This is a genomic window from Rhizobium sp. NZLR1, from assembly GCF_017357385.1.
In the GTDB taxonomy this organism is placed as follows: domain Bacteria; phylum Pseudomonadota; class Alphaproteobacteria; order Rhizobiales; family Rhizobiaceae; genus Rhizobium.
In genome coordinates this window covers 3977756-3990586 of record NZ_CP071632.1, presented here as the reverse complement: position 1 = coordinate 3990586, position 12831 = coordinate 3977756, and the positions used below count along the sequence as shown (strand labels likewise).

12 protein-coding genes are annotated in these 12831 nt (G+C 61.1%); 2 read left to right on the top strand and 10 right to left on the bottom strand.

The features are described from left to right. Positions 1 to 154: 154 nt before the first annotated feature. Entirely contained in the window at positions 155 to 820 is a 666-nt protein-coding gene (locus J3O30_RS19625; protein ID WP_207584378.1) for a DUF3313 domain-containing protein, read from the top strand. Between the two features lie 17 nt (positions 821 to 837). On the opposite strand, the gene J3O30_RS19620 is transcribed toward J3O30_RS19625, so the two are convergent. From J3O30_RS19620 to J3O30_RS19590, 7 genes are all read right to left on the bottom strand, one after another. Continuing rightward, the gene (locus tag J3O30_RS19620; RefSeq protein ID WP_007631868.1) at positions 838 to 1011 is read right to left on the bottom strand and encodes a DUF1328 domain-containing protein; all 174 of its coding nucleotides are present in this window, start codon (positions 1009 to 1011) and stop codon (positions 838 to 840) included. Between the two features lie 209 nt (positions 1012 to 1220). Then, positions 1221 to 2648 (bottom strand): gamma-aminobutyraldehyde dehydrogenase, encoded by a 1428-nt coding sequence (locus tag J3O30_RS19615; protein WP_207581863.1) that lies wholly within the window; start codon positions 2646 to 2648, stop codon positions 1221 to 1223. Between the two features lie 13 nt (positions 2649 to 2661). Continuing rightward, positions 2662 to 3474: an ABC transporter permease gene (locus J3O30_RS19610; protein ID WP_207581862.1), complete on the bottom strand. Its 813-nt coding sequence runs from the start codon at positions 3472 to 3474 to the stop codon at positions 2662 to 2664. Further along, positions 3464 to 4426, bottom strand: a complete 963-nt coding sequence (locus J3O30_RS19605) for an ABC transporter permease (protein WP_207581861.1) — start codon at positions 4424 to 4426, stop codon at positions 3464 to 3466. The genes J3O30_RS19610 and J3O30_RS19605 overlap by 11 nt, the downstream gene beginning before the upstream one ends. Then, a complete protein-coding gene (locus J3O30_RS19600) occupies positions 4423 to 5409 on the bottom strand; it encodes an ABC transporter ATP-binding protein (RefSeq protein ID WP_207581860.1) in 987 nt (328 codons plus the stop codon). The genes J3O30_RS19605 and J3O30_RS19600 overlap by 4 nt, the downstream gene beginning before the upstream one ends. Positions 5410 to 5591: 182 nt before the next feature. Further along, the gene (locus J3O30_RS19595; protein WP_207581859.1) at positions 5592 to 6752 is read right to left on the bottom strand and encodes an ABC transporter substrate-binding protein; all 1161 of its coding nucleotides are present in this window, start codon (positions 6750 to 6752) and stop codon (positions 5592 to 5594) included. Positions 6753 to 6871: 119 nt separating this feature from the next. Then, positions 6872 to 7780 carry a LysR family transcriptional regulator gene (locus tag J3O30_RS19590; protein WP_207581858.1) on the bottom strand — a complete coding sequence of 303 codons (909 nt, stop codon included), beginning with the start codon at positions 7778 to 7780 and terminating at the stop codon, positions 6872 to 6874. A 179-nt stretch (positions 7781 to 7959) separates the two neighbouring features. On the opposite strand from J3O30_RS19590, the gene J3O30_RS19585 reads away from it, so the two are divergent. After that, positions 7960 to 8700 carry a hypothetical protein gene (locus J3O30_RS19585; RefSeq protein WP_207581857.1) on the top strand — a complete coding sequence of 247 codons (741 nt, stop codon included), beginning with the start codon at positions 7960 to 7962 and terminating at the stop codon, positions 8698 to 8700. A gap of 65 nt (positions 8701 to 8765) precedes the next feature. Here J3O30_RS19585 and lysS read toward each other — a convergent pair whose 3' ends face one another. The 3 genes from lysS to J3O30_RS19570 form a co-directional block, all read right to left on the bottom strand. Further along, complete coding sequence (lysS, locus tag J3O30_RS19580) at positions 8766 to 10262, bottom strand: lysine--tRNA ligase (RefSeq protein ID WP_207581856.1); 1497 nt, start codon at positions 10260 to 10262, stop codon at positions 8766 to 8768. Between the two features lie 21 nt (positions 10263 to 10283). Next, positions 10284 to 11738 carry a glutamate--tRNA ligase gene (gltX, locus tag J3O30_RS19575; RefSeq protein WP_207581855.1) on the bottom strand — a complete coding sequence of 485 codons (1455 nt, stop codon included), beginning with the start codon at positions 11736 to 11738 and terminating at the stop codon, positions 10284 to 10286. A gap of 245 nt (positions 11739 to 11983) precedes the next feature. Continuing rightward, complete coding sequence (locus J3O30_RS19570; protein WP_207581854.1) at positions 11984 to 12733, bottom strand: TerC family protein; 750 nt, start codon at positions 12731 to 12733, stop codon at positions 11984 to 11986. Positions 12734 to 12831: the final 98 nt, after the last annotated feature.

Genomic DNA, 12831 nt, shown 5'->3' with positions numbered 1-12831 from the left:
GCCCGGCGGAGTCGTCAAGCTTGGCGTCGTGTCTGCGTCGCAAAAATGCTCGCGAACATTTCCGCATATTATAGCAAACACAGCAATATTCGAATTCCATAAAACCGGTTCCAGATCCATGCCGTTCGGCATTTCCAAAGCTGGAGCCAAAACCTTGATAAAGAAATTAAAAGTCGGTGCCGCACTGATGCTCGCCAGTTCGGCCATCGCCGGATGCTCGACCCCTGACCCGACTGTTTATTCCGGACTTGCTTCGGCCCGGCAGCTTCAGCCGAACATGGCGGACAAAACCGGCCGCGTGCCATATCGTTATCAGACGAATGTTAACTGGAGCCAATATACCAGGATCATCGTCGATCCCGCTACGGTCTATAACGGTCCCGACAATCAGTTCGGCAAGGTCTCCGAAAAAGACAAAGCGTTGCTTGCCAACTATATGCAGGCTCAATTCACAGAAAAATTGAAGACGCGCTTCGCCATCATCAGCACGCCTGCTCCGGCAACGCTCAGATTGCACCTGACGCTGACGGGCGCCAAGGCGACGACTGCGGTGCTCGGAACGGCCTCACACATCGACGTCGCAGGTGGATTGTACAATACCGTCCAGGCCGTTCGTGGCCGAGAAGGCTCGATGACCGGTTCGGTGAACTATGCCGTGGAGATCTATGATGCGGCGAGCAATCGTCTGCTGTCGTCTTACGTCACCAAGCAATATCCAAATGCGATGAATATCGGTGCTAGCTTCACGGCATTGGAAGCGTCAAAGGTAGGCATCCGCAAAGGTGCGGACGCTCTGCTTGCCGAGTTCAACAGGCTGTAGGAGGGGCTGCGTTCCGCTCACAAGATCGCCTGGCCGGCCATCAGTGCCAGGACCAGGAAGATGAGGAAGATCACCAGCGCAATGCCGAAGAGAACGCGGGCGATCGTCGCGGTGGCCGCGGAGACGCCGGAAAAACCGAAGAAGCCGGCGATCAGTGAAATCACGAAAAATATCAAAGCCCATTTCAACATGACATGATCCTTTGCATCTATCTGAGAAAGACGCGTCAACTGGGAAAATGTTCCAAGTCGTTTGAATGGGATGGCGTCTCTGCGGAGAAATGACGCTGCTTGTGCGGCTCATCGTCTACGCGCGCGCCATGATCCGGAACGGTGGCGGGCGAGTGCTGGCGCTTTGCCGCCACACCGCCCGAGTCTCCGGATCCTAGCTTTCTCGCCGCTCAGCCGTGATTGATCATCACGTGGCGCACGGCGGTGTAATCCTCCAGCGCGTAGACCGACATGTCCTTGCCGTATCCCGACTGTTTGAGGCCGCCATGCGGCATCTCGTTGACCAGCATGAAATGCGTGTTGATCCAGGTGCAGCCATATTGCAGGTGGGCGGCAGTCTTCATGCCGCGGCCGATATCCTTGGTCCAGACGGAGGAGGCGAGGCCATAGTCGCTGTCGTTCGCCCAGGTGACGGCATCCTCGGCGTCGGTAAATCGGGTGACGGAAACCACCGGGCCGAAGACTTCACGGCGGACGATCTCGTCGTCTTGCGTGGCGCCTGATATGACAGTCGGGGCGAAGAAGAAACCCCTGTCGCCGGAGACCTTTCCGCCGGTGGTGATCTCCATGTGCTTGTGTTCTGAAGCGCGGGCGACGAAGCTTTCGACGCGGTCGCGTTGGCGCTTGGAGATCAGCGGACCGATCTCATTTTCGGTATCGTCGGCCTGATTGAAGCGGATGCTCGACACTGCCGAGGAGAGATCAGCGACGAAATTGTCGTAGACCCTGGCGTCGGCATAGACGCGGCAAGCGGCAGTGCAGTCCTGGCCGGCATTGTAGTAGCCGAAGGTGCGGATGCCGGCGACGACGGCGTCGATATCTGCATCGTCGAAGACGATGACCGGTGCCTTGCCGCCGAGTTCCAGGTGCGTGCGCTTGACGGTCTTCGCGGCAGCCTGCAGCACCTTCTTACCGGTGGCGATATCGCCGGTAATCGAGACCATGCCGATCTTGGCATGATTGATCAGGGCATTGCCGACACTTTCGCCGCGGCCGAGGATGAGGTTGACGACGCCTTCGGGAAGGATATCCGAGAGCAATTTGGCCATCTTCAGCGCCGTCAGCGGCGTCTGCTCCGAGGGCTTGAAGACGACCGTATTGCCACCGGCGATCGCTGGCGCCAGCTTCCAGGCCATCATCATCAGCGGATAGTTCCAGGGCGCAATCGAGCCGACGATGCCGATCGGATCGCGACGGATCATCGACGTGTGGCCGGGCAGATATTCGCCAGCGGCCGGTCCATGCAGATTGCGCACGGCGCCTGCGAAGAAGCGATAACAATCGACGATCGCCGGGATTTCGTCGTTCAGCACGGCATTGATCGGCTTGCCGCAGTTCAGCGCCTCAAGCGTCGCGAAGCCGGCGGCATCCTTCTCGATGGCGTCGGCAATCCTCAACAGGTAACCGGAACGTTCGCCCGGCGTCGTCCGCGACCAGCTTGCGAAGGCTTTTTCGGCGGCATCGACGGCGGCGTCGACCTGGGAAAGCGAGGCTTCAGGAAGGTCGATTACCGTCTCGCCGGTCTTTGGGTTCAGGATGCGCTCTTCTGTCTCCGTGCCTATTTCGAAGCGGGAACCGATCAGCATTTGGGTGTCCATGATGTTCTCCCTGTTATTTGCCGGCACCGGCGATCTGATCGCCGTCGCGGGTGAGGTAATAGGCTGCCAGGATCGGCAGGAAGGTGACGAGCACCACGACCATGGCAACCACATTGGTGACCGGGCGCTGGCGCGGGCGGATGAGTTCTTCCAGCATCCAGATCGGCAAGGTCGATTGCTGGCCGCCGGTGAAAGTGGTGACGATGACCTCATCGAAGGAAAGAGCGAAAGCGAGCATACCGCCGGCAAGAAGGGCGGTGCCGATATTCGGCAGGATGATATGACGGAAGGTCTGGAAGCCGTCGGCGCCGAGATCCATCGAAGCCTCGATCAGCGAGCCGGAGGTACGGCGGAAGCGGGCAACTGCATTGTTGTAGACGACGACCACGCAGAAGGTCGCGTGGCCGAGCACGATGGTCCACACCGAAAACGGAATGTCGAAAAGACTGAAGGCGGAGCGTAGCGCAATGCCGGTGATGATGCCGGGTAGGGCGATCGGCAGGATGACCAGCAGCGAGATCGCCTCGCGGCCGAAAAACCTCGTCTGGCTGACGGCTGCCGCGCAGAGCGTGCCGAGGAGGAGCGCGATCGCGGTGGCGATGACGGCGACCTGCACGGAGAGGCCAAGCGCCGACCAGACGTCTGGCCGGTTCCAGGCAATGGTGAACCATTGCAGCGTCAGGCCGGGCGGCGGCCACTGATAGCTCTTTTCCTCGGTCGTGAAGGCATAGACGAAGATCAGCAGGATCGGCAGGTGCAGGAAGAGCAATCCGACGGCTGCGGCGATCTTCAGGGTCAGTGGCGATCTCTTGAGGTCAGAGCGCATCGAAGGCTCCCATTTTCCTGGCGAGCGACAGATAGAGCGCCATGATGACGATCGGCACCACGGAGAAGGCGGCGGCGAGCGGCACGTTGCCGGCCGTTCCCTGCTGGGCGTAGACGGCCTGGCCGATGAAGAGCCTGGACGAGCCGATGATCTGCGGGATGATGTAATCGCCCAGTGTCAGCGAGAAGGTGAAGATCGAACCGGCGACGATGCCGGGGAGCGCCAAGGGCAGCAGCACGGTGCGGAAGGTCTGCCGTGGTGTGGCGCCGAGATCGGCCGAGGCCTCGATCAGGTTGCCGGGCACACGCTCGAGGGCCGCCTGGGTCGGCAGGATCATATAGGGAAGCCAGATATAGACGAAGACGATGAAGGTGCCGAGGTAGCTTACCGACAGCGAATTGCCGCCGACGACGGGCAGGTCCAGGATGCCGTCGAGCAGCCAGGAGAGGTGAAGCTTCTCGAAGATCCAGGTGAGGATGCCTTCCTTGGCGAGGATCAGTTTCCAAGCGTAGATCTTGACGAGATAGCTCGACCAGAGCGGCAGCATGACGCCGAGATAGAAGAGCGCCTTCCATCTGCCTTGCGCATAACGCGCCGCGTAATAGGCGATCGGGAAGGCAATCATAGCGGCAGCGACGGTGACCAGCGCTGCCATAACGACGGTGCGAATGATGATGTCGAAATTCGTCGGGCTCAGAAGCTGGGCATAGGTCGCAAGGGTGAATTCGTAATTCACCAGCCCGGAAAAATCGTCGATCGAGAAGAAGCTCTGCAGCAGCAGGGCGATCAGTGAGCCGATATAGATGATGCCGAGCCAGAGCAGCGGCGGCGTCAGCATCAGGAAGAGCAAGAGCTTCGGGTGCCGCCAGAAGGCATCCGACAGCCGGCCGAAAAGGCCGCCGCGCCCCGGGCGGATCGATGTCTTGCCGCCTGATAGGGTGAGCGCCGTCATGCCGCATCGTCCATGTAGTGAATATCGCCAGGCTGCCAGGCGAGATGGATGCTGGCGCCGACCTCGGGCACCGGCGCGCCCGCCGGCAGCATGACATGCAGCCGGCTGCCCCTGAGATCGACGCCGAGACGGGTGGCAGCGCCGAGGAAGCTTGCATTTTCGACTTTTGCCTCGATGCCGTCGCTTGCCAGGCGGATGGCCTCGGGGCGGAGGCTTGCCCAGCGCTTCTCGCCGCCGAGGAGGGCCATCAGATCAGGCGCAATCACGTTCGATGAGCCGACGAAATCGGCGACGAAGCGGGTCTTCGGGCAGCGATAGATATCCTGCGGCGTGCCCTGTTGAACGATGTTGCCATCGTTGAAGACAGCGACGCGATCGGCCATCGATAGCGCCTCGCCCTGATCATGCGTGACGAAGACGAAGGTGATGCCGAGCGCGCGCTGCAGGCTTTTCAACTCCTCCTGCATCTGCTCGCGAAGTTTCAGATCGAGCGCGCCGAGCGGCTCGTCGAGCAGCAGCACCTTCGGCTTGTTGACCAGCGCGCGAGCGAGCGCCACGCGCTGGCGCTGGCCGCCGGACAGTTGACCGGGCCGGCGGGCGCCATAGCCCGGCAGCTTGACAAGATCGAGGGCTTCGCCCGCAGCCTTCATCCGTTCTGTCTTGCCGATGCCCTTGACCATCAGCCCGTAGGCGACATTGTCGAGAATGTTGAGATGCGGGAACAGCGCGTAGTCCTGGAACACGGTGTTGACATTGCGGCGATAGGGCGGAATGCCGTCTGCAGTCTCGCCGAAGATCTGAATATGACCGGCGCTCGGCTGCTCGAAGCCGGCGATCAATCTCAGGCAGGTCGTCTTGCCGGAACCGGACGGTCCGAGCATGGCGAAGAATTCGCCGGGCGCGATCTCGAGATCGACGCCGTCGACGGCGCGAACCTGGCCGAAATGGCGCGATACCTGCTGGAAACGGACGGCTGACGTCATGGGGGGACTCCGGGATCACTATGTTCGCAGTGTCGGCCCCTCATCCGCCCTGCCGGGCGCCTTCTCCCCACCAGCGGGGAGAAGGAGACACGTGGCGCTGCTTTCGTTCGCAGGGCTTGTCGCAGGGCACGTCCCCTCTCCCCGCAAGCGGGGAGAGGGTTAGGGTGAGGGGCTTGACGCAATTACCGCCCGCCGATCACGCCGATATAATCCGACACCCAACGATGATAGGGCACACATTCGCTCTGCGTGGTGCATTTGGCGACCGGGGTTTTCCAGAACTTGATCTTGTCGAAGTGATCGAAGCCGTTGGTGGCGCAGCCGGCGTCTCCCATCAGTTCGTTGCCCTTGCAGGCGGCGGGAACCGAAGGCACGGCGCCGAACCAAGCCGCGGCATCGCCCTGGACTTTGGCCTGCAGCGAATGTTCCATCCACATATAGGCGCAGTTCGGATGTTCGCTGTCGGCGTGCAGCATGGTGGTGTCGGCCCAGCCGGTGACGCCTTCATCGGGGAAAGTCGAGGCGATCTTCTGTTTGTCGGCCTGCAACAGGTTCACCTGGAAGGGCCAGGAGCCAGAGGCGACGACGCCTTCGTTCTTGAAGTCGTCGATCTGGATCATCGCGTCGTGCCAGTAGCGGGAGACGAGCTTGCGCTGGCCGCGTAGCAGATCGAGGGCAGCCTTGTACTGGTCCTCGGTCAACTCGTAGGGATCCTTGATGCCGAGATCCGGCTTGTGCGCCATCAGATACATCGCCGCGTCGGCGATATAGATCGCGCCGTCATAGGCCTGAACGCGACCCTTGTTCGATTTGCCATCCGGCAGCGTCTGCTCCTCGAAGACGACATTCCAACTGGTCGGCGCCTTGTCCTTGAAGGCATCGGTATTGTACATCAGCACATTCGGCCCCCAGAGGTAGGGCACGCCGTAATGGACGTCGCCGACCGTATACCACGGGCCCTTTTGCAGACGCTCGTCGACGGTCTTGAAGCTCGGAATCAGGTTGGTGTTGATCGGCTGGACCCGCTTGCCGGCGATGAGGCGGAGCGAGGCGTCGCCCGATGCCGTGACGAGATCGAAGCCGCCTTCGTTCATCAGCGATACCATTTCATCCGAGGTGGCGGCGGTCTTGACGGAAACCTTGCAGCCGGTCTCCTTTTCGAAACCCGTGACCCAGTCGTAGTTCTTGTCGGTTTCGCCGCGCTCGATATAGCCGGCCCAGGCGACGATGCTGACGGCACCTTCGCCTTTGCCGAGCGCCTTCAGCGGTTCGGCGGCGATGCCCTGCGTCGCGAAGCTCAGGCAGGCAAGCGCTGCCGTGCAGGATTTCAAGAGATGCGTCATCATCCGTCTCCCCGTCTGGTGCCACTTTTGCGGCGGTTTGTTCCCGAATGAAAAGGTGGCGCGAAAAGGCCGCTTTCGCAAATTCATTTATCAGAAAGGTGTTATCGGAAATTCCGATATCAGCGGATGCGGCCGGAGCGCAGACTTTCGGCGATGCCGACGAAATCGCGTGCCGCCTGCGGCAGGCTGGAGCCCTTGCGCCAGACCATGCCGACCTGGACGACCGGCAGCGAACCGGAGACGTCGCGGCTTTCGATGCGGTCGCCTTCGAGCGACCACGGGCGGTACACGAGATCGGGAAGCAGCGCCACGCCGGCGCCCGTGGCAACCAGACTGCGCACCGCCTCCACCGATCGGGTGCGGAAGGCGACATGCGGGCGGGCGCCGAGGGCTGACAGCAGCTTGCCGGTATTCTCCTCGATTTCGTCGACCGTCAGCATGATCAGCGGTTCGCGGGCAATGTCGGCGACCGAGATGATTTCGGCCGAGACCAGCGGATGGCCCATCGGCAGCCAGAGCCGATAGGGCGAGGTTTCGAGGATCTCGGCCTGCAGCGCCATGCGGTCGCGCAGGTTTGATATCACCATGACGGCGACATCGAGTTCGCCGCCGACCAGGAGGTGTTCGAGGTAGCCGCCATTGTCCTCGATGGCGCTGACCTCGATGCCAGGGCAGGCGCGCCGGTATCGCGCCAGGAGGTCGGAGAGCACGTAGCCGGCGACAAGCGAAGTGACGCCGATGTTCAGCGTGCCGGAAAGGGCGCTTTGCTGGCCGGAGAAGCTGGTGCGCGCATCGGAAACGGAGGCGAGGATCTTCGTCGCGTGACGCAGGAACTGATGGCCGTTATGGGTGATCGTCAGGCCGCGCGGGTGGCGCTCGAAGAGCGTAACGCCGAGGTCCGTTTCGAGCTCCTTGAGCGCTTCCGTCACCGAGGATTGCGAGATCGAAAGGTTCTGTGCGGCGCGCGTTACCGAACCCTGTTCGGCGACGGCGACGAAATATTGAACCTGGCGAAGCGTGAAGGCCATGGGCGTTTAGAGCATGGCGGAACAGGCCGTGGCAAGCGGCCGGGAAAAGCGGACCTTTTTTGGTGTTTTCTCAAAATGGCGCAGGCTTTGCACCCCCACTTAAACTTTCGGAAACGTCATTTCCTTAGCATTATCAGCACTTGTCCTGCGTTGGAGTTTCAGATGGCGGAGCAGTTGGCGTGAAGGCCTTACTGCGCATGTTCCGGCCTTCCCGGAAATTGGCAATCATCATCGGTGGAGTCGCTCTTCTGGCGGGCGTTTCCGGCGGCGCGGCTGTTTATGTCGGCAAGGACAGGCTGATGGGTGCCGCCGGTGGTGGCTACGGGCTCGAATGCAGCGACATCAACCTGGTGACGATCCGGAAGCAGGACCACATCTGGGTGCGCAAATACATCAAGACCGAACCGACCGACGGGATGACGCGCGTCAAGACAGCGCTTCGGGTCGCCCAGGCCGTTTACGAAGCGCAGAAGCCGGATCTGGTCCAGGTGGTGGTGCTCGACGAGAACGGCCCGACATTGCGCGCCGACATCCGCGGCCGAGCGATCGGCGCCGACGTCGTCTATATCCCGCATCCCGACAAGACCGTTCCCGGCCTCGACGACAAGACGTATACGGCGCGCTATTATGACGGAAAGGCCAGCAAAAACGGGCTGTTTTTCGGCGAGCGCATAGATATGCCCTCCGACGAAATCGCCATGATCAGTTCCGGTTTCAAGGATCCCGAGGATTGCGTCGATCCGGTCGCCGTTGGCTCCACGAAAAACGGGGAAAAGGGCAAGAAGGTCGCAGGCGGCGCACATGGCGCAGCACCGGCGGCCGAAAGCAAGGCCGTGCCTGCTGCGGAGAGCGGCGGGGCGGATGTGGTGGCGGAGGCACCGGCCGAAGAGCCGCCGGCGGAAGCCGCCAAGACCCACTGAACGGCGGCATAAAAACGGAGCGCCGGCCGGCACTCCGCTTATTTTGTTTCGATACTTTATTTCCGTCAGTCGGCCTTGTTGCGGCGAGCCGGGAAGAGGATGACGTCGCGGATCGACGGGGCGTTGGTCAGCAGCATGATGAGGCGGTCGACGCCGATGCCGAGGCCGCCTGCTGGCGGCATGCCCTGGTCGATCGCATCGAGGAATTCCTCGTCCAGCTGCTTTTCCTTTTCGCCGCGGGCATGCGCCTGTTCGAGTTGCTCGACCATGCGGCGGCGCTGCTCTTCGGGATCGTTCAGCTCCGAGAAAGCGTTGCCGAGTTCCCAGGCATTGCAATAGGTCTCGAAGCGCTCGACGAGCCGCGGCTCGCCCGGCACTTCCTTGGCGAAGGGCGAGATGTCCTTCGGGAAATGCGTGACGTGAGACGGCTGGATCAGCGTCGATTCAACCTTTTCCTCGAAGATGAAGGCGAGGCATTCGCCCCAGGTCCAATCCTTCTCCACCGCGAAGCCGGCTGCCTTGGCGGCGGCGCGGGCTTCCTCGTCGGTCTTGATCGCAATGAAATCGATGCCGGTGGCGTGCTTGACGGCATCGGGCATCGGCACGCGCTCGAACGGCCCCTTGAAGGACAGGCGCTTGTCGCCGAAGTCGAATTCCGTCGTGCCATGGATGGAGAGCGCCAGGGTTTCGAACAGCCGCTCGACGAGGTCCATCATGTCCTCGTAATCGGCATAGGCCCAGTAACATTCCATCATCGTGAATTCAGGATTGTGCCGGGTAGAGACGCCTTCGTTACGGAAGTTTCGGTTGATCTCGAAGACCTTGTCGGTCAGGCCCGAAACCAACGTGCGCTTCAAGAACAGTTCCGGCGCGATGCGCAGGTACATGTCGAGCTTCAGCGTGTTGTGATGCGTCTTGAACGGCTCGGCGGTGGCGCCGCCATAGATCGATTGCAGCATCGGCGTCTCGACTTCCATGAAGCCGTCATTCTCCATGAAGCGGCGGATGCCGGATACGATCCTCGAGCGCTGCTGGAAGCGAAGCTTCGAATCCTCATTGGTCATGATGTCGAGATGGCGCTTGCGATAACGCAGCTCGATGTCGGAGAGGCCGTGCCACTTCTCGGGCATCGGCAACAGCGACTTGGTCAGCATTTCGATCTTCTGAGCGTTGATCGTCAGTTCGCCGCGCTTGGTGCGGCGTACGATGCCGGTGACGCCGATGATGTCGCCGATGTCGATCATCGGCAGCAGCGCCCGGGCCTCTTCCGGCGTCGTATCCTTATGGCTGAAGATCTGGATCTTGCCGCCGGCGTCGTGGATGTCCATGAACATGCCGGAGTTGCGCGAGGAATAAACGCGGCCGGCAACGGTGACGATGTCCTGCGTCTCGACGTCGGGTTCCAGAGATTCGTATTTGGCACCGAGTTCGGCATTGGTCATCGTCCGGTGGAAATGCGCCGGATAGACCTCGCCGATCTGCTCGCGCAGCAGCTTCAGTTTCTGGGCGCGCACCTCAGTCACGTCGGAGGAAAGGGTGTTTTCGGTCTTGTTGTCAGCCACTGTGGAATCCTCTGACTGTTCTTACTTCGAGCCAACGAGGGCGGCGACCGCCTGCGAGGCGAGCTTCAGGCGCTGACGCACGACGGACCGGCCGAGGATCGCCATGGAATCGAAGAGCGGCAGGGAACGCGACGAGCCGGACACAGCGACGAAGAGGGGCGAGACCACGACCTTCAGCTTCTTGCCCATGCGGTCGGCGATCGCGCGCAGCTCCGCCTCGATCGTCTCGACATTCCATTCCAGGATCTTTTCGAGATCCGGCTGAACAGTGTTGAGGATCTCCAGGATCTCTTCCGGCGGCGACTTGATCTTGGCGAAGTCGGAAGGCTGCAGGCCGAGATCGGACTTCAGCAGAAAGCCGGCAAGGTCGGGCAGTTCGCCGAGCTTTGAAATGCGCGTCTGCGACAGGCGCAGGCCCGCCATCAGGCGATCGTTTTCCATCGCCCAGCTCAGCACGCGGCCACGGAACTCTTCTTCCGACAGCTTCTCGCGGATCCAGCGGCCGTTCAGCCAGTCGAGCTTCTGGATGTCGAAGATCGCGCCGGCCTTGGAGAGGTTTTCCGGGTCGAACTTCTCGGAGAGCTCATCCACCGTCAACAGTTCCTCGCCTTCGGCGATCTGGATGAAGAACAGGCCGAGGAAGTTCATCAGCGCTTCCGGGATATAGCCGAGCGCGGAATAATAGGAGATCGAGGTCGGGTTCTTGCGCTTCGACAATTTCGATTTGTCGGCATTGCGCATCAGTGAGAGATGCATGAAGACCGGCTGATCCCAGCCGAAATAGCGATAGAGCAGAATGTGCTTCGGCACTGACGCCAGCCATTCCTCGCCGCGTGCCACATGGGTGATCTTCATCAGATGGTCGTCGATGACGTTGGCCATGTGATAGGTCGGCATGCCATCGGCCTTGATCAGCACCTGCATGTCAACGGAATCCCAGGGGATGGAGACATCGCCGTAGACACCGTCGTTGAAGTCGCAGGAGCCTTCGGCCGGGATCTTCATCCGGACGACGGTCGTCTCGCCGGCTGCCATGCGCGAGGTCACTTCCTCTGCGGTCAGGTTGAGGCAGAGGCCGTCATACTTCGGCGGCTTGCCGGCGGCGCGCTGGGTTTCGCGCATCTGTTCGAGGCGCGCGGGGGTGCAGAAACAGCGGAAGGCATGCCCCTTTTCCAGCAATTCCTCGGCGTAAGGCTGGTACATCGGCTTGCGGTCGGACTGGCGATAGGGGCCGTAGGGACCGCCGATATCCGGGCCTTCCTTCCATTCCAGGCCGCACCATTTCAGGGCGTCCAACACCTTCGTCTCGAATTCCGGGGTCGAGCGCGTCGCGTCGGTATCCTCGATACGCAGAATGAACTCGCCGCCGTGCTTCTTGGCGAAAAGGTAGTTGAAGAGAGCGATGTAAGCGGTGCCGACATGCGGCTCGCCGGTCGGCGAGGGAGCGATGCGGACGCGGACGCCGGAAGTTGTCATTGGTATGGCCCGTCAATGAACGGCGGACGGCTTTCCAGGGAAAGCGACGTTCGGCCGAAGGATGCAGATATCTTCATCGGCAAACCGGCCGAAAAAGGGCATGCGCCCGCACTATCCGCCAATCGTCCGTTCGGCTGGCCTTAGGCCATATTCAACCGGGCGCGTCAAGAAAAACCACGCCTGCAAAGGCCCGATGGCATTGAGGAGCGGCGCGCCGGTTTTCGGCGCGCCTTCCCGCTTCAACCTCAATGCGCGCCTTCCCGCTTGCGCTTGCGGGCATTGCGCGCAAACATGTTCAGCACCTCGACCAGCGCCGAGAAGGCCATGGCGGCGTAGACGTAGCCCTTCGGCACATGGAAGCCCATGCCTTCGGCGATTAGCGTCGTGCCGATCATCAGCAGGAAGGCGAGCGCCAGCATGACGATCGTCGGGTTCCGCTCGATAAAGTTGGCAAGCGGGGTTGCGGCAACCAGCATGACGGTAACGGCGGCGACGACGGCGACCACCATGATCGGCAGATGCGGCGTCATGCCGACGGCGGTGATGATGCTGTCGACCGAAAAGACAAGGTCGAGCAGCAGGATCTGGCCGATCGCCGATGCAAAGCCTGTCGTGGTGGATTTCGCGATGAAATCCTCCTGCTGGTCTATAGGATCGACGCTGTGGTGAATTTCCTTGGTGGCTTTCCAGACTAGGAACAAGCCGCCGGCGATCAGGATCAGATCCTTCCAGGAGAAGCCGTGTCCGAAAGCCTCGAACAGCGGTTCGGTCAGCTGCACGATCCAGGCGACGGTGCCGAGGAGTGCCAGGCGCATGACGAGCGCAAGACCGATGCCGATCTTGCGAGCCTTCTCCCGGTGCTCAGGCGGCAGTTTGTTGGTGAGAATGGAAATGAAGATCAGGTTGTCGATCCCGAGAACGACTTCCATAACCACCAGCGTGATGAGCGCCACCCAGGCGGCCGGATCCTGAATGAGCGTCATGATTCCCTGCATAAGCGTATATCCCTCTTGCGTCACATGCGTGAATGACGCGCGCAATGTAGTGTCGGTAGCCTGCTACGCAAGCGCCGCAAGGGGGTATACGAAATCGT

Bases quoted from the DNA above. Each gene is read 5' to 3' on its own strand.
- J3O30_RS19620 (WP_007631868.1), bottom strand. From the start codon at position 1,011: ATGTTGAAATGGGCTTTGATATTTTTCGTGATTTCACTGATCGCCGGC.
- J3O30_RS19595 (WP_207581859.1), bottom strand. From the start codon at position 6,752: ATGACGCATCTCTTGAAATCCTGCACGGCAGCGCTTGCCTGCCTGAGC.
- gltX (WP_207581855.1), bottom strand. From the start codon at position 11,738: ATGACAACTTCCGGCGTCCGCGTCCGCATCGCTCCCTCGCCGACCGGC.
- J3O30_RS19600 (WP_207581860.1), bottom strand. From the start codon at position 5,409: ATGACGTCAGCCGTCCGTTTCCAGCAGGTATCGCGCCATTTCGGCCAG.
- J3O30_RS19570 (WP_207581854.1), bottom strand. From the start codon at position 12,733: ATGCAGGGAATCATGACGCTCATTCAGGATCCGGCCGCCTGGGTGGCG.
- J3O30_RS19590 (WP_207581858.1), bottom strand. From the start codon at position 7,780: ATGGCCTTCACGCTTCGCCAGGTTCAATATTTCGTCGCCGTCGCCGAA.
- J3O30_RS19605 (WP_207581861.1), bottom strand. From the start codon at position 4,426: ATGACGGCGCTCACCCTATCAGGCGGCAAGACATCGATCCGCCCGGGG.
- J3O30_RS19610 (WP_207581862.1), bottom strand. From the start codon at position 3,474: ATGCGCTCTGACCTCAAGAGATCGCCACTGACCCTGAAGATCGCCGCA.
- J3O30_RS19615 (WP_207581863.1), bottom strand. From the start codon at position 2,648: ATGGACACCCAAATGCTGATCGGTTCCCGCTTCGAAATAGGCACGGAG.